This window comes from Bradyrhizobium sp. LeoB3 (assembly GCF_055456055.1).
In genome coordinates, this window is record NZ_JBVBEF010000061.1 from 17782 (window position 1) to 33907 (window position 16126).

A 16126-nucleotide genomic window follows, 5' to 3' on the forward strand; every position below is an offset into this window, starting at 1 on the left:
CCCTTCAGTCAGGTAAAGTCAAAGGCGCCGCGGTGGCGGCGTGTGAGTTGCGCGAGCGCGTCGAGCGATGGTGCGCCGAGCTGTCCCATCGCGGTCTCCAGCTCTTCCTTCAAGAGTCCGGCGACATAGGCTGCGCCTCTTTCCCCGAGTCCGCCGAGCCCGAGCAGGAATGCGCGCCCCGCAAATGTACCGCTGGCGCCGAGCGCGATAGCGCGCGCGACGTCAAGGCCCGATCGTATGCCGCTGTCGAACAGGATGGTGGCTCTGGTCCCGACCCTTGCAGCGATAGCGGGCAGGACGTCGATCGCAGCAGGCGCAGCATCGAACTGGCGACCACCATGATTGGAGACCAGGATGCCATCCACTCCCGCTGCAAGCGCCTGTTCGGCATCCTCGGGATGCATGACACCTTTCACGATCAGCGCGCCTGACCAGGCATCCCGCATCCGCTTGATGACATCCCAGGAAAACGTGCCCTTGATCTGGCTCTGTACAAAGCCGGCGGTGTTCGCCAGCGTGGCCGGCTTTTCGACGTAACGCTCCATGTTGCGAAAAGACGGCGTGCCCGCCGTGGCGAGCGCAAGTAGCCACGGCGGCGACAGAGCCACGTCCAGGATGGTTCTTGGCGTGGGACGAAAGGGGACCACCAGGCCGTTGCGCAGATCACGAGGACGCTTGGAGCGAACCGGCGCATCCAGCGTCGCCGCCAGCACCCGCACGCCAGCCGCGCCCGCCCGCTTGATCAGATCGAAGGTGACGGCGTGGTCGTCGGCCGGCAGTCCGTAGAGCTGAAACCAGGCATAGGGACCGGCAAGCTCGGCGACATCCTCGATCGTGGCGGTGGCGAGCGTGCCGGCAATGTAGGGAATCCGTGCCTCGCCGGCTGCGCTTGCGAACATCCGCGTGGCGCCGGGCCAGATGATGCCGTCGACTCCCACAGGAGAGATGCCGATCGGCGCCGCGCAACGGACGCCGAACAGCTCAACCTCAGTGCTCACGGGACCAGGCTTGCCGTAGCGGGGGACCAGCTCCACCGCATCGAGCGCCAGTCGATTGCGCCGGGTGTTCAGATCGTCGCCCGTTCCGCCCTCGAGAAAATCGAAGGCAAAGCGCGGGATGCGGCGACGGGCGCGGCGCTCGATGTCATCCAGCGTAGGCAAACGCTGACGCAAGCGAGCCTCGGGGCTTGTTCCGCTGCCGGCACCCCAGGCTTGCGCGCGCGGTGAGGAGCGGCGAAGATCGCCGGTCATGAGAAAGCGTCCTTGGTTGCGTGACCCCCGCTTCTCATAGGATGCGTCTCGTCATCACCGCAAATAATTAGAGATGATGACCGCGATAGCTTCTGATGATTGCCGGCAGGATGGCTACCGCGACTTGGCGCGCCGTACAGCCCGGCGCCTTGCCGTATCTCCGGAAGCCGGCTGCACATAGTTGCTTGCCGATGTCGCGGCCTCGAGCAGGTCGTGGCGGATGATGTCCAGCACGGCTCTGGCGGCGGCGGACACCATTCGGCGCGGATGATGAACCCAGGCGATCGATCGGACGATGCGCGGTTCGGCGAAGCGGTGCGCTCTCACCCTGCCGTCCGCAAGCGACTGTTGAAGTGCAATCGTGGGCAGCACGGTCACGAGATTGGTGGTGGCGATCACGTCGCACACCGCGGGTAGCGTGTCGAGCTCCAGCCTCGGCTTCAATTCGATGCCGGCCGTGGTGGCGTGCTCCTCGAGGATCATGCGCAGGCCGTGCCGTTTCGATGGCATGACCAGGTCGAACTCGGCGAGATGCCCGAAACGCAGGTTCGTCGGTGGCTTGATCGGCGCATCCTTTCGGCAGGCGAACACCATCTCTTCGTCCATTACGTGGTGCGTGGCGAGCGAAACCCGCCGGCGCGGCACGTTGATCAGCGCAAAGTCGAGTTGCCCGGAATTCACCCAGTCGGTCAAGGTTTCCGTGTATCCCTCGCAGGCCGAGAGCGTGATTTCCGGATAGAGATGCGCAACGGTTGCGGACGAACTCGCCATCGTGCTCTGCGCCACCGAGGTAATCAGTCCGACCGACACCCGGCCGGAAATACGGCCGTTGAGCCGCGCCATTTCCTGCTTGGCATATTCGACGTCGCGCACGATGGGAAACACGAGCCGGGAGAACGCTTCGCCGGCGACCGTCAGCGTCATTCCGTTGATGCTCCGCTCGAACAGCTTTTGGCCAAGCTCGGCCTCAAGTTTGGCGATCTGCATGCTGAGTGCCGGCTGTACGATGTTGAGCTGGCGGGCTGCGCGGGTCACGTTCCTCTCTTCCGCCAGGCAAAGGAAGTATTGCATCTGCCTGAGTTCCATTGGTTTTTTCCTTCCTGTCCTCGACGACGCGCCGGTGCTGTAGGCTGCCGCTTGGCATCATTTTGGATGATTGAGTTTATCATCAATCATTATTTGTACTGATCTTAGCTTGCCTCTACTGTCCGTTCAAACAGCTTGACGCGCCTGCAGCCCGAAATCGGGGCACCGCACCGCCCAGGCAAACAACATTTCATTTCGATGGCCGCGACGCCTGGCGTCACTTGCGTCGCGGCAGCAGGGAGCAGAAGCGAAACGTCATGCAGGATCGGACGCCCTCACGGCTGATTATCGGCATCTCCGGAGCCTCCGGCGTCGTCTACGGCGTGCGCTTGCTGCAATTGCTCCGCAACGCCGGTGTCGAAACGCACCTGGTGATGTCGAAGACGGCGGAGCAGACCTTCGCCTATGAAACCGACCTGAAGATCGCCGAGGTGAAGGTGCTGGCCGATTTCAGCCACGCCATCGACGACATGGCGGCTTCGATCTCCAGTGGCTCGTTCCGCACGGCGGGCATGATCATCGCGCCCTGTTCGATGCGATCAATGTCGGAGATCGCGTCCGGCGTCACCACCACGCTCCTGACCAGGGCCGCCGACGTTGTGCTCAAGGAGCGTCGCCGGCTGGTGTTGATGGTGCGCGAGACGCCGCTGCACACCGGCCATCTGCGTACCATGACCGCGCTTTCAGAGATGGGAGCGATCATCGCGCCGCCGGTGCCGGCGTTCTATGCCAAGCCCGACAGCCTGGACGATATGGTCGAGCATACGGTCGGGCGCGTGCTCGACCTGTTCGACATCGACATCGGCGTGGTGCGCCGCTGGGGCGAGGACGAAGCGTTGAAGCGTCGTTCGCCGCGAAAAATTGCTCCCTATGCTTGAAGAAGACCACGGAAAGGATCGCCATATGCGGACCGAGAACCTGGCCAGAGCCGCTGCGGCGGAGGTGCCGAAAGATTTGCGATCATGGCTCGCTCACCTCGCCGAGCGCGGCAAACTCGCGGTTGCTCGCGAGGGAGTAGGGCTTGCCGATGAGCTCGCTGCCGTTTCGAAAGGGCTGGAGCGTGACCGCGCGGTGTTGTTTCCAAAGCCCGGCGGGCACGACATTCCGGTGGTCTCAAATCTGTTCGCGGCTCGCGACTGGGTCGCCGATTCCATCGGCGTCAGCGAGGAGCAATTGCTGACCCGTTTCCTCGCGGCGGCGCGCAACCCGCTGCCGAGCCGTGAAGTGGCAAGCGGGCCGGTGCAGGAGGTTGTCCACAACGAGGTCGATCTCCTCCGGCAGCTGCCGATCCCGAAACATAACGAGCGCGACAGCGGCCCCTACATCACGGCGGGGCTGTTGATAGCGCGCAATCCGCGCAACGGCATTCAGAACGTCTCGATCCACCGCTGCCAGATCAGCGGTCCGAACCGGATCGGCGTTCTGTTGTTGCCACGGCACACGCTGTCCTATTTCCGCATGGCTGAGGAAGCTGGTGAGGCACTCGAAATCGCCATCGTCATTGGGGTTCATCCGGCCCTGCTCCTGGCGTCGCAGGCGATTGCTGCGCTGGACGAGGACGAGATGGCGATTGCCGGCGCGCTGCTCGGTCACCCCGTCGATGTCGTGAAATGCAAGACCAACTCGGTCCGCGTTCCCGCCCATGCGGAGATCGTGATCGAGGGACGAATTCTTCCCCGCGTGCGGGAGCCAGAGGGGCCGTTCGGCGAATTTCCCCAGTACTACGGGCCGCGTGCGGATCGCGAGGTGATCGAGGTCGACATGGTCACTCACCGCGCTCAGCCGATCTACCATACCATCGTCGGCGGTGGTTACGAGCATCTCATTCTCGGCGGCGTACCGCGCGAGGCGACGCTGGTGCAGCATCTGCGGCGCAGTTTCCCGAACGTGCTCGATGTACGTCTCACCCGGGGTGGCACCTGTCGGTACCATCTTGCCGTCAAGATCGACAAGATTGCCGACGGCGAGCCGAAGAACATCATCATGGCTGCCTTCGGTGCTCACTATGACATCAAGCAGGTCATAGTCGTCGACAGGGATGTCGACATTGGTGATTCCGAGGAGATCGAATGGGCGGTCGCCACCCGCTTCCAGGCCGACCGCGATCTCCTGGTCGTGTCCGGCGCGCTCGGCTCCAAGCTCGATCCGACAACCGACAAAGGGATCAGCGCCAAGATGGGGCTCGACGCGACCGTGCCGGTCGATGCGCCCGAACTCGATTTCAAGCGCATCCATGTCAAGGGCGAAGAAGAGGTCGACCTTGCGACGGTCTTGCAAAAAGATCCGAATGCCGCCTTCTCCCGCGTTCTTGCACGAGCGCGATAGGCAAGGGGCTGATCCGAACACGTTAACAACGCAGCGCGCCCGCAAGAGAGCGGTCGCAGGTAACATTGGGAGGTGATTGATGCTCTCTAGGATGATCCGTGCGAGTTTGGTTTTCAGTGCTGTGGCGGCATCGAGCTTGGTGCCCACGTGGGCGAAAGCGGCCGATGACGTCAAGGTCGCCATCAACAACGTGGTCAGCGATGTTGTCTTTCACCTTGCCGCCGAACGCGGGTTCTTTGCCGAACAGAATCTCAACGTCACCCTGGTCAGCTTCGACTCCGGCCCGAAGATGATCGCGCCGCTCGGTGCGGGCCAGATCGACGTTGGCGCAGGCGCATCTTCCGCAGGGCTCTACAATGCGGTGGCGCGCGGCATCAATGTGAAGGTGGTAGCCGATAAGGGCTCGACACCACGCTCTTACGATTACATGCCGCTGCTCGTCCGCAAGGCGCTGGTCGACAACGGCACCGTCAAGACCGTTGCAGACCTGAAAGGAATGAAATTCGGCGAGGTTGGTCCGGGAGCCGCGACCAATGCAAAGCTCAGCCACATCCTTGGTGGTGCAGGGCTGACCTACAAGGACGTTACGCACAACTATATCAACTATCCCCAGCAGATCGCAGCCTTCACCACCGGTGCAATCGACGCGGCGATCACGACGGAGCCGTCGGTCACGCAGGCGATCAATAGCGGCGTCGCCGTGAAGTTCGTGGCGGATGGCTATCCGGATCAGCAGGTTGCCGTGCTGCTCTATGGCGGTGACTTCATCGCCAAGCGTCCGGCCGTCGCCGAGCGGTTCATGGTCGCCTACCTCAAGGCGGCGCGCATCTACAACGATGCCACCGCTGGCGGAAAATTCACGGGCAAGGGCGTCGACCAGGTGATTCAGACCATCATGAAAAGCACCGGCCTGAAGGATCCGGAGCTGTTTAAGAAGATGGTGCCGAACGGGATTGATCCGGATGGCAAGGTTAACGTGAAGAGCATGGCGGACGATCTGAAGTTCTTTGCCGACAACGGCTATCTGGAGCGGCCGGGCAAGGTCGAGGACGTTGTCGACGCCTCGTTTGCTGACAAGGCGGTGCAGAAGCTCGGCTCCTACAAGCCTGCCGAAAACTGACGGCAAAGAAGGATACGTCATGGCTATTGCGAACGTGTTGAATAAGCAGGGGCGGCCGGAACTGGTGCCGTCGACGCCGCAACTGTCCCTTTCGGGTGTCAGCAAATATTTCGGATCGTCGGGTTTCGTAGCCCTCGACGGCATCACCATCGATATTCCGCAAGGGCAGTTTTTCGTGATCGTCGGCCCGAGCGGCTGTGGCAAGACCACACTGCTGCGCATCCTTGCCGGGCTCGATACTCAGAGTTCAGGCACCGTCGCCGTCAACAGGACCGATGAGAAACGCCCGGTCAATTCCATGATCTTCCAGGGCGACTCGCTGTTCCCCTGGATGACGGTATTCGATAATGCCGCCTACGGCCTGCGTATGCGGCGTGTCCCTGAGGCGCAGGTGTCCGACACGGTCCGCACGTGGCTCGAGCGGATCGGCCTGTGGCGGTTTCGCGACCGCTATCCCAACCAGCTATCGGGTGGCATGCGTCAGCGTGTGTCGATCGTGCGAGCCTTCGCGAATGATCCGGAAATCCTGTTCATGGACGAACCGTTCTCGGCGCTGGACGAGCAGAACAAGCTGCTGCTTCATGAGGAATTGCTGCGGATCTGGGAAGCGACCAAGAAGACGGTCGTGTTCATCACCCACAGCGTGGACGAAGCAGTCACGCTCGGTGACCGCATCATGATCATGACCGCCAATCCCGGGCGCGCCAAGGCCGTGCTCGATGTGCCGTTTCCGCGTCCGCGGAATGTGCTGGAACTCCGGCAAAAACCTTCCTATGGCGATCTCGTGTTCCATATCTGGGAGCAATTGCGCGAGGAGGTACAGCGCGCGCGTCAAAACGCGGAAGGAGAGAAGGCATGAGCGCCGAGGTCAAAGGCCGTGACAGGGTAGTCGGTGTCCTCACGCCCATCGTGCTGTTGGGGCTCTGGGAGCTCGCGGCCCGATTTGGGCTTCTCGATGCGCGCTTCTTTCCGCCGCCATCGGCCATCGTTCATCAGTTTGCCGCGTTGGTCGCTTCCGGCGAGCTTGGCGCCAATGTCCTGGCAAGTCTCAAGCGCCTCGCGCTCGGCATGCTGCTCGGCGGCGTGCCCGCGTTGTTCCTTGGTCTTGCCATGGGCATATCGCGGCCGCTGCGTGCGGCGATCGACCCCTTGATCTCGGCCACCTATCCGATCCCGAAGAGCGCCATCCTCCCGCTGGTGCTCTTGATCTTCGGTCTCGGCGAAATGTCGAAGGTGGTCATGGTCGCGCTGGGCGCGTTCTACCCGATCATCATCAATACGGTGGTCGGCGTCGCCAACATCGACAAGATCTATCTCGATGTCGGGCATAATTACCGGGCCGACCGGTGGCAGGTGTTTCGGACCATCGCCCTGCCCGGAGCGTTGCCCTCGATCATGGCCGGTGTCAAACTGGCGGTCGGCATGGGGCTGATCCTGATCGCGATTTCCGAGATGGTCGCCGCCAATGACGGCGTCGGCTACATGATTTGGAATGCCTGGCAGGTGCTGACGGTCGATACGATGTATGTCGGGCTTCTCGTGATCGCGGTGCTCGGATTCCTGTTCTCGATCGTGCTCGATGAGATCGAACATCGTCTCATTCCCTGGAAACGAAGGGCATGATCGATGGCCAGCTCTCTGTCATCAAGCAATCGTCGGGTGAGCAACGATCGATGTTGACGACCTCAGGCCGGCGCAGCGGTGGCGAAATCCTCATCGATACGCTGAAGATCCACGGCGTCGACACGGTATTCTGCCTGCCGGGGGAAAGCTTTCTGGCCGCAATCGATGCGCTGGCCGGTGACGGCAACGCGATCCGGACCGTCGTGACGCGTCATGAGGCTGGCGCGGCTCACATGGCCGAGCCTATGGAAAGCTGACCGGGCAGCCCGGTATCTGCTTCGTGACACGAGGGCCCGGCGCAAGCCACGCCGCGATCGGCGTGCATACAGCTTCGCAGGATTCGACGCCGATGATCCTGTTCATCGGGCAGGTTGCCCGCGGCATGCTGGGACGCGAAGCGTGGCAGGAAGTCGATTTCCGCCAGATGTTCGGCGGCATAGCGAAGTGGGTCGTGGAGATCGATCGCGCCGAGCGCATTCCGGAATTGGTCAGCCGCGCTTTTCATGTCGCGGTCTCGGGACGCCCGGGTCCGGTCGTGGTCTCGCTGCCGGAGGATATGCTGGCCGAGGAGGTCGTGGCTGCGGATGCAAGGCCGTATCGGCGGGCTGCGGCGCATCCGAGTGCTGATCAGCTCTCGCGGCTCGTCGAGATGGTAGCGGATGCGGAGCGGCCGCTTGTTATTGTCGGCGGCGGCGGGTGGAACGCGCGAGCCTGCGAGGACCTCAAGACCTTCATCGAGCTGTTCGATCTGCCCGTTGTCGCGGGCTTCCGGCGGCAGGATATCTTGGATAACCGCCATCCAAACTACATCGGCCACGCCGGACTTGGACCGAGTGCGGCATTGGTCCGGCGCATTCGCAGCGCTGATCTCATCATCGCCATCGGCGGACGGCTCGGCGAGACGACGACGTCCGGATACACCTTGTTCGAAGTGCCCCGGCCATCGCAGCGCTTCGTTCACGTGCATGCCGATCCGAACGAACTCGGCCGTGTCTATCAAGCCGATCTCCTGGTCAACGCTGGCATGCCGGAGTTTGCCGCGGCCGTCGCGCGACTGCAGCCGTCCGACGGATCGCAGGCAACCAGGAGCCTGCAACGGAAGGCCTGGGTTGCGGCAGGCCGTGCCGAATTCGTCTCCGACCAGACGCCGGGATCAATGCCGGGCCCGGTTGATCTGGGCGCAGTGATGCTGCACTTGCGCGAGGTGCTCCCCGCGGATGCGATCATCTCGAATGGTGCCGGCAACTATGCCATCTGGGTGCACAAATTTCACCGTTATGGCGGCTTCAGGACCCAGCTTGCGCCGACCTCCGGATCGATGGGCTATGGCCTGCCGGCGGCAATCGCCGCCAAGCTGGCGCATCCCGAGCGCACTGCTGTCTGCTTTGCGGGCGACGGCTGCTTTCTGATGAGCGCGAACGAACTCGCCACGGCGGCGCGACATTGGCTCGGCGTCATCGCGATCATCATCAACAACAGCATGTACGGCTCGATCCGCATGCACCAGGAGAAGGAATATCCCGGACGGGTACATGCGACGGCGCTGGACAATCCGGATTTCGCAGCGCTCGCGCGGGCCTTTGGCGGCTATGGTGAACTTGTGCTGGAAACCGATGCCTTTCCCGCAGCATTTGCGCGGGCCCGGGCCTTCGCCGATGAAAAAAGCAAACCTGCCATACTGGAGCTCAGGATCGATCCGGAAGCGATTACGCCCACTGCAACGCTGACGCAATTACGCGAGCGTGCGCTCGCTGCGCGCGATGTTGCTCCGCAACGATGATGGCGTGCCGTGGCTGCCTCTCGGATTGACAGATCATTCGACTTGTGCTGACGGGAAAGGAAGCAACAACGACGTCTGAAGGGAGGCCTTGATGTCGACAGCTCTGCGCATCGCTCATGGCGCCTTCGGCAGGGTCGCGCTGCTGGATATGGATCGTTCGCTGGTGCGCCATGCGCATCCGCATTGCCATGTCCTGCTGAAGGTCGAAGGCGCCGATACACAGTTCCTGGTGGGAGATAGGGTCTATCCGCTGACCGACACATGCGCCGTGCTCGTCGACGGCTGGAAGCCGCACGCCTATGTTCACGATCCCGCGCGGCCGCGGACCCTCATTCTGGCGCTTTATATTGAACCTGAATGGTTGAAGGAGTTCCGGCCCGGATGGGCCGCGAGCGGCGCGCCGGGTTTCTTCGATCAGCCGTCCGGGGAGGTCTCGCCGCGGATCCGGCAACTCACGATGCATCTTGCCACCGACATGATGTCGCATCCGGACTGCGTCCGTGCCCATGAGCAGACCCTCTCGGACCTGATGATCGCGGTGATCGAGCGCTTCACACCGTGGCGGAGCTTTCCCAATTCCATCCGCGGCATGAACGCGATGTCGTGCGACTGGCGGATCCGGCGCGCGACGGAAGTGATCCGCGCGCAGGAGGGAGCCCACGCCAATGTCGATCAGTTCGCGAAGGGCGCAGGGCTGTCGCGGGCGCAGTTCTTCCGCCTGTTTGAATCCTCGCTCGGGGTTTCGCCCAAGATCTATCTGAACGTCGTGCGGATGGAGCGGGCGCTTGATGCCGTGATCCACCAGGATACGTCGGTCACTGATCTCAGTGAGCGCTTCGGCTTTCCGGAGCCGGCGCATTTCACCCGCTTCTTCCGCGATCACGCCGGAGTCGGCCCGCGCGAATTTCGCAACGTCTCGCGGCTTGCCAGTTGATATTGCGGCGCACACTCCGAAATGAGACGATTTGGTAGGTCGTGAGATCGGGCGGTATGGCCCGCATGGCTGACATTCTGACAACTGCTCCACGTCGCGTCAGAGAGCGCGATGGAGAGGAGCGTCGGAATGGCGGAGGCCGCGGTTCAGTCCGCATCATCGGTCGATCAGAATACGGCTGAAGACCGGCCTTGGGTCGGCCGTTCGATCGAACGCGTCGAGGATGCCGCGCTGCTCACCGGGCGCGGGCGCTTCATCGACGATCTCGGCACTCCACCGGGGACGCTGCATGCTGCCATCCTGCGCTCCCCACATGCCCATGCCGATATTGTCTCTGTTGACGCTGAGGCGGCGCGGCGTGCGCCGGGCGTCGCCGCTGTCCTCACCGGCGAGCAGGTCAAGGCGCTGACGTCGAGCCTCGTCGTTGGCGTGAAGGCGCCGGTGGAATGCTGGCCGATTGCGACCGAGCGGGTTCGCTATGTCGGCGAGCCCGTCGCCGTGGTCGTCGCGAGCGATCGCGCCCGGGCGGAAGATGCGATCGAACTGATCAACGTCGAGTACCGGCCGCGCGCTGCGGTGGTCGATCCGTTGGCGGCGCTCGCTGCCGATGCGCCTGTCCTGCACGATGGTTTTCCCGGCAATCTCGCCAGCGACCGCAGTTTTTCCTATGGCAATCCCGAGCAGGCGTTTGCCGAAGCAACGCATCGCTTTTCAATCGACATCCGCTATCCGCGCAATTCCTGCACGCCGATCGAAACCTATGGCGTCGTCGCCACCTACGATGCGGCTGAGAATGCCTATGACATCCTCGCCAATTTCCAGGGTCCTTTCAGCATTCATACCGTGATCTCGCGTGCGCTGAAGGTGCCGGGCAATCGGGTGCGGCTGCGCACGCCACCGGATTCCGGCGGCAGCTTTGGCGTCAAGCAGGGCGTCTTTCCCTATATCGTTTTGATCAGCGCGGCTTCTCGCGCTGTCGGGCGCCCCGTGAAGTGGATCGAGGATCGGCTTGAGCACCTGACGGCCTCGGTCTCGGCGACCAACCGCGCCACGACGCTTTCAGCCGCGGTCACCGCGGACGGCAGGCTCCTCGCGCTCGATTGGGACCAGGTCGAGGATTGCGGCGCCCACCTGCGCGCACCCGAACCCGCAACGCTCTACCGCATGCATGGCAATCTCACTGGCGCCTACGACATCCGCCATGTGAAAGTGCGCAACCGCGTGGTCGTCACCAACAAGACGCCGACCGGCCTTAACCGCGGCTTTGGCGGACCGCAAGTCTACTTCGCACTCGAGCGCCTGATGCAGCGGATTGCGATCGGGCTGCGCCTTGATCCGCTCGACGTGATCCGGCGCAATCTCGTTCCGGCGAGCGCCTTTCCTTATCGCACGGCGACCGGTGCGCTGCTGGACTCCGGAAACTATCAGGAGGCGATCGCCAGAGCTGTCGAGCAGGGCCAACTCGCGGAACTCAAGGCGCGACGCGATGCGGCGCGCGCGCAAGGCCGCCTTTATGGCATCGGCTTTACGGCTGTCGTTGAGCCCAGCGTCTCCAACATGGGCTATATCACGACGGTGCTTACGGCGGCGGAACGTCGCAAGGCCGGACCGAAGAATGGCGCGCAGGCAACCGCAACGGTTGCGCTTGATCCCGTCGGGGGTGTCGCGGTCCATGTCGCATCCGTGCCGCAAGGGCAGGGTCATCGCACGGTTCTGTCGCAGGTGGTGGCCGATGTGTTCGGTCTCAAGCCGCAGGACGTGCGCGTCAATACAGAGATCGATACCGCCAAGGATGCCTGGTCGATCGCCTCCGGAAACTATGCGAGCCGGTTTGCGGCCGCCGTAGCCGGGACCGCGAAGTTGGCGGCTGAGCGGATCGCGGTCCGTCTTGCGCGCATCGCTGCGAGCCAGCTGAATGTTGAGCCGGCAGAGATCATGTTCGCCGGCGGCTTCGTCGCGTCGAAGCGCAATCCGGAGAACCGCATCGCTTTTTCCAGAGTGGCGGCGCTCTGTCATTGGTCGCCGGGCTCATTGCCTGATGATGCCGGCCAGACCATCCGCGAAACCGTGTTCTGGACGCCGCCGGAGCTGACCCCGCCGGACGATCAGGATCGCATCAATTCCTCGCTCTGCCACGGCTTCATCTTCGATTTTTGCGGCGTCGAGATCGACCGCACGACGTTTGAGACCCGTATCGATCGCTACGTGACCATGCACGATTGCGGCACCATCCTGCATCCGGGCATGGTGAACGGGCAGATCCGCGGCGGCTTTACGCAAGCGCTCGGGGCGGCGCTCTATGAAGAATATGCTTATGCGGCGGACGGCAGCTTTCTGACCGGAACGTTTGCGGACTATTTGCTGCCGACGACGACCGAAGTCCCCGAGCCGCAGATCATCCATATCGAGACACCGTCGCCCTTCACCCCGCTCGGGGCAAAGGGCGTCGGCGAAGGCAACTGCATGTCGACGCCGGCGTGCATCGCCAATGCCGTTGCCGACGCGCTGGGCCTTGCCGACGTCACGCTGCCGCTGGTGCCGGCGAAGCTCGCCGATTTGGTGCGTGGTCCGGAGCCCGAACCGCCGACGGGACAATCGAAGGCGGCGCCTGCACGCGAAGGAGACCGCCGGCTGCGCGGCGAGGGCCGTGCGTCCGTCAACGGGGCGCCGGAGCAGGTGTGGACGATGCTGCTCGATCCCCAGACGCTGCAGGCTGTGATCCCCGGATGCGAGCAGGTCCACAAGGTTTCCGACACGCATTTCCGCGCCGACGTGACGCTCGGCATCGGTCCTGTCAGCGGACGTTATCGTGCTGACGTCCAATTGTTTGATCTCGACCCGCCCCGCGCAGTCACGCTGCGCGGAAAAGCGGAGGGGGCACTCGGTTTCGGAAACGCCGAAGGTCGCATCACGCTCGAGCCCGACGGCAAAGGCGGCACACAGCTCAGCTACAGCTATGACGCAGCGATCGGCGGCAAGGTCGCGAGCATCGGCGGCCGCCTGCTCGACGGCGCCACGCGCGTGATCATCGGACAGTTCTTTGCGGCACTTGCGCGCCAGGCCGGCGGTGGGGCGCCTGCAAGTGGCATCTCGATGTTTGCGCTGCTCGCCAAGCTTGCGAGCCTGTTTGGAGGGCGACGATGAAACCAGCCGCCTTCGACTATGTCCGCGCCGAATCCGTCAACGAAGTCCTCGAGGGACTTTCGAAAGAGGGCGGCAATGCCCGCGTGCTCGCCGGCGGCCAGTCGCTGATGGCGATGCTCAATATGCGCCTCGCCAAGCCGAGACTCCTGATCGACATCATGCGGCTGAAGGAGCTCAATCGCATCGAAGAACAGGCTGGAGTGGTGACGATCGGCGCCGGCGTGCGCCAGGCCGCCTTGCTCGCATGGCCGGAACTGGCGCGGACTCAGCCGCTTCTTGCGCGGGCGTTGCCCTGGGTCGGCCATGTCCAGACGCGCAGCCGCGGCACCATCTGCGGCTCGCTCGCACATGCCGACCCGAGCGCCGAGATGCCGCTCGCGCTGATCGCCCTCGGCGGCGAGGTGCATCTGCGCAATGCGCGACGGCGCCGACGGGTTGCAGCGACCGAGTTCTTTGTTGGCATGATGGCCACTGCGCGGGCGGAAGACGAACTCATTGAAGCCGTATCGTTTCCCGCTCGGGCCGGCGAGCGATGCGCGTTCCGCGAAGTCGCCCGCCGTCACGGTGATTTCGCCATCGTGGCCTGCGCGGCGGTTGCGACCTCGAAAGGTGTCCGCTTTGCCGTTGGCGGCGTCGCCGATGTTCCGCAGGCGCGGGACTGGCCGCGCCTGGACGGAAGTGCGCTCGACGATGCGCTGAACGGCTTTGCCTATGAGCTCGACGCGCGCGATGACGTGCACGCGACCGCGCGCTATCGCCGCGATTTGGTGCGAATCATCGGCCGCGATCTGGTGCGCGAGGTGCTGCAATGACCCGTCTCAGCGCCCATGGCCGTCATCCGGTTCGCTTCAAGCTGAACGGCAGGCCGGTTGAAGCCGAAGCCGAGCCGCGCACGCTGCTGTCCGACTTCCTGCGCCAGCAGATCGGCGCAACCGGAACCCATGTCGGCTGCGAGCATGGGGTTTGCGGTGCCTGCACGGTCATTATCGACGGCATGCTCACGCGTTCCTGCCTGACGCTGGCGGCACAGGCCGATGGTTGCGAGGTCCAAACCGTCGAGGGGCTTGCCCCGTCGCCCGACCGGCTCGGCATCCTGCAACAAGCGTTCCGCCGCAACCACGCCTTGCAATGCGGCTTCTGCACCGCCGGCATCCTGATGTCGCTCGACCATTACCTGCGTCGGCATTCGGCGCCAAGCGAAGCCGATATCCGCGATCTCCTGAGCGGCCATCTCTGCCGCTGCACCGGCTACACCCCGATCGTAAAGGCGGCGCTGGAAGCGGCCGCCGAGCTCGCCACCACCACCCAAGAGAAGTCAGATGCTTGATCTCGGCAGCAGTTTCATTGCAAGCGTCGCGCGTGATCCGGATACGCTTGCAATCGTCGACGGCGAGCTTCGCCTCACCTATCGGCAGTGGTACGGCAAGATCTCGGCGCTCGTAGCATCGTTCGATCGCATCGGGTTGAAGCCCGGCGATCACGTCGTCACCGTGCTGCAGAACCGCTGGGAGGCCGCGACCCTGCATTGGGCCTGCCAGCTTGCAGGGCTCGTCATCACCCCGATCAACTGGCGCGCCAAGGCCGACGATCTCGATTTCTGCATCGAGAATGCGGAGGCCTGCGCGATCTTCTATCAGGATGTCTCCGCCGACGCCGTGAGAAATTCCACGCGCGCGGCGGGCTTGCAACGCATTGCGGTCGGTATGAATGCCGACGGAGATCTGGCTTTCGCGGACATGGTGGAAGGCGACGCTCCTGATGCCCAGCCTCGGGTCGGCGCCGATGCATGGTCGATCATGCTCTACACGTCGGGCACGACATCGAGACCAAAGGGCGTGCCGCGCCATCATCGTGCCGAGCGCGCGGCGGCAATCGCGCATGTCGCGCAAAACCTCTATGGCCGCAACGAGCGTACGCTCGGCGTGATGCCGCTCTATCACACCATGGGTGTGCGCTCCTTGCTCGCGATGTCGCTGATCGGCGGCACCTTCATTTGCCTGCCGCGCTATGACAGCCGCCAGGCGCTGGCCCTTATCGAGAGCGAGAAGATCAGCAATCTTTATCTGGTGCCAACGCTTTACCACGATCTCGTTCACCACGAGGCGTTCTCGGCGACCGACGTATCGAGCGTGCGAAAACTCGGCTTTGCCGGCGCCTCGATGACGGATGGATTGCTCAAGAAGTTGAGCGAAGTGTTCAAGCCGGACCTGTTCGTCAATCATTACGGCAGCTCCGAGATCTACACCTTCACGATCGATCAGAACGCGCCGGCCAAGCCCGGCTCGGCCGGCAAGGCCGGCATCAACCAGCACATCAGGGTGGTACGGATCAACGCTCGTTCGATTGCCGAACTTGCCGCACCGGGCGAAGAGGGCGAGATCATCGCCTCGCTCGCCGGCGACGAAGCATTCGAAGGCTACTGGCGGCGGCCCGAGGCCGATGCCAAGGCGCTGCGCGAGGGCTGGTATTTTACCGGAGATACCGGGTTCATCGATTCCGACGGCGACCTGTTCGTGACCGGCCGCGTCGATGACATGATCATCACCGGCGGCGAGAATGTGTCGCCGGTGGAAATCGAAAGCTGCCTCTCGCTGCATCCCGCTGTCTCTGAAGTGGCAGTCGTCGGTCTCGCCGACGAGAAATGGGGCAAGATCGTCGCCGCCTTCGTCAAGCGCAACCGATCGGTCTCCGAGGCGGAGCTCGAGCAGTTTTGCCGTACCTCCGGTCTTGCCAATTTCAAGCGCCCGCGACGCTACGTCTTTGTCGATGCCATTCCAAAATCGCCGGTCGGTAAACTTCTCCGGCGTCTGCTCGTCGCAGGAGAATACGAAGCTGAGCGTCTGCCGCCCTCGGATGCGGCCTGA

Annotated in this window: 12 protein-coding genes and 1 pseudogene; 11 read left to right on the forward strand and 2 right to left on the reverse strand. The window is 63.3% G+C overall.

Features of this window, described 5'->3' with window-relative positions; translation table 11 throughout:
• Positions 1–8 precede the first annotated feature (8 nt).
• Together ACZXDY_RS30350 and ACZXDY_RS30355 are read right to left on the reverse strand one after the other, a co-directional pair.
• The gene (locus ACZXDY_RS30350) at positions 9–1250 is read right to left on the reverse strand and encodes an alpha-hydroxy acid oxidase (protein WP_464348037.1); all 1242 of its coding nucleotides are present in this window, start codon (positions 1248–1250) and stop codon (positions 9–11) included.
• Positions 1251–1364: 114 nt separating this feature from the next.
• Complete coding sequence (locus ACZXDY_RS30355; RefSeq protein WP_035690853.1) at positions 1365–2336, reverse strand: LysR family transcriptional regulator; 972 nt, start codon at positions 2334–2336, stop codon at positions 1365–1367.
• 257 nt (positions 2337–2593) lie between these two features.
• Here ACZXDY_RS30355 and ACZXDY_RS30360 point away from each other — a divergent pair, with 257 nt between their 5' ends.
• The 11 genes and pseudogenes from ACZXDY_RS30360 to ACZXDY_RS30410 all read left to right on the forward strand — a co-directional run bounded on the left by ACZXDY_RS30360 (position 2594) and on the right by ACZXDY_RS30410 (position 16126).
• On the forward strand, positions 2594–3214 hold the full coding sequence (locus ACZXDY_RS30360) for a UbiX family flavin prenyltransferase (RefSeq protein WP_028165748.1): 621 nt from the start codon (positions 2594–2596) through the stop codon (positions 3212–3214).
• 25 nt (positions 3215–3239) lie between these two features.
• Positions 3240–4661, forward strand: coding sequence for a UbiD family decarboxylase (locus ACZXDY_RS30365; protein ID WP_464348038.1), 1422 nt, complete (start codon positions 3240–3242; stop codon positions 4659–4661).
• Between the two features lie 79 nt (positions 4662–4740).
• Positions 4741–5781: an ABC transporter substrate-binding protein gene (locus ACZXDY_RS30370; protein ID WP_080663838.1), complete on the forward strand. Its 1041-nt coding sequence runs from the start codon at positions 4741–4743 to the stop codon at positions 5779–5781.
• Positions 5782–5800: 19 nt separating this feature from the next.
• Positions 5801–6640: an ABC transporter ATP-binding protein gene (locus ACZXDY_RS30375; RefSeq protein ID WP_028165745.1), complete on the forward strand. Its 840-nt coding sequence runs from the start codon at positions 5801–5803 to the stop codon at positions 6638–6640.
• Positions 6637–7404, forward strand: coding sequence for an ABC transporter permease (locus ACZXDY_RS30380; protein ID WP_464348039.1), 768 nt, complete (start codon positions 6637–6639; stop codon positions 7402–7404). The genes ACZXDY_RS30375 and ACZXDY_RS30380 overlap by 4 nt, the downstream gene beginning before the upstream one ends.
• Before the next feature lie 50 nt (positions 7405–7454).
• Positions 7455–9184 (forward strand): annotated as a pseudogene (locus tag ACZXDY_RS30385) (thiamine pyrophosphate-binding protein).
• Positions 9185–9275: 91 nt separating this feature from the next.
• Positions 9276–10118 carry an AraC family transcriptional regulator gene (locus ACZXDY_RS30390; protein ID WP_028165742.1) on the forward strand — a complete coding sequence of 281 codons (843 nt, stop codon included), beginning with the start codon at positions 9276–9278 and terminating at the stop codon, positions 10116–10118.
• 129 nt (positions 10119–10247) lie between these two features.
• Complete coding sequence (locus ACZXDY_RS30395; RefSeq protein WP_464348040.1) at positions 10248–13262, forward strand: xanthine dehydrogenase family protein molybdopterin-binding subunit; 3015 nt, start codon at positions 10248–10250, stop codon at positions 13260–13262.
• On the forward strand, positions 13259–14074 hold the full coding sequence (locus ACZXDY_RS30400) for an FAD binding domain-containing protein (RefSeq protein ID WP_464348041.1): 816 nt from the start codon (positions 13259–13261) through the stop codon (positions 14072–14074). Before ACZXDY_RS30395 ends, ACZXDY_RS30400 begins: the two co-directional genes overlap by 4 nt.
• Positions 14071–14589 (forward strand): (2Fe-2S)-binding protein, encoded by a 519-nt coding sequence (locus ACZXDY_RS30405; protein WP_464348042.1) that lies wholly within the window; start codon positions 14071–14073, stop codon positions 14587–14589. The genes ACZXDY_RS30400 and ACZXDY_RS30405 overlap by 4 nt, the downstream gene beginning before the upstream one ends.
• Positions 14582–16126 (forward strand): AMP-binding protein, encoded by a 1545-nt coding sequence (locus tag ACZXDY_RS30410; RefSeq protein ID WP_464348043.1) that lies wholly within the window; start codon positions 14582–14584, stop codon positions 16124–16126. The genes ACZXDY_RS30405 and ACZXDY_RS30410 overlap by 8 nt, the downstream gene beginning before the upstream one ends.

Excerpts from the sequence above, each read along its gene's own strand:
- ACZXDY_RS30350 (WP_464348037.1), bottom strand. The coding sequence starts at position 1,250 with ATGACCGGCGATCTTCGCCGCTCCTCACCGCGCGCGCAAGCCTGGGGT.
- ACZXDY_RS30355 (WP_035690853.1), bottom strand. The coding sequence starts at position 2,336 with ATGGAACTCAGGCAGATGCAATACTTCCTTTGCCTGGCGGAAGAGAGG.
- ACZXDY_RS30360 (WP_028165748.1), top strand. The coding sequence starts at position 2,594 with ATGCAGGATCGGACGCCCTCACGGCTGATTATCGGCATCTCCGGAGCC.
- ACZXDY_RS30365 (WP_464348038.1), top strand. The coding sequence starts at position 3,240 with ATGCGGACCGAGAACCTGGCCAGAGCCGCTGCGGCGGAGGTGCCGAAA.
- ACZXDY_RS30370 (WP_080663838.1), top strand. The coding sequence starts at position 4,741 with ATGCTCTCTAGGATGATCCGTGCGAGTTTGGTTTTCAGTGCTGTGGCG.
- ACZXDY_RS30375 (WP_028165745.1), top strand. The coding sequence starts at position 5,801 with ATGGCTATTGCGAACGTGTTGAATAAGCAGGGGCGGCCGGAACTGGTG.
- ACZXDY_RS30380 (WP_464348039.1), top strand. The coding sequence starts at position 6,637 with ATGAGCGCCGAGGTCAAAGGCCGTGACAGGGTAGTCGGTGTCCTCACG.
- ACZXDY_RS30390 (WP_028165742.1), top strand. The coding sequence starts at position 9,276 with ATGTCGACAGCTCTGCGCATCGCTCATGGCGCCTTCGGCAGGGTCGCG.
- ACZXDY_RS30395 (WP_464348040.1), top strand. The coding sequence starts at position 10,248 with ATGGCGGAGGCCGCGGTTCAGTCCGCATCATCGGTCGATCAGAATACG.
- ACZXDY_RS30400 (WP_464348041.1), top strand. The coding sequence starts at position 13,259 with ATGAAACCAGCCGCCTTCGACTATGTCCGCGCCGAATCCGTCAACGAA.
- ACZXDY_RS30405 (WP_464348042.1), top strand. The coding sequence starts at position 14,071 with ATGACCCGTCTCAGCGCCCATGGCCGTCATCCGGTTCGCTTCAAGCTG.
- ACZXDY_RS30410 (WP_464348043.1), top strand. The coding sequence starts at position 14,582 with ATGCTTGATCTCGGCAGCAGTTTCATTGCAAGCGTCGCGCGTGATCCG.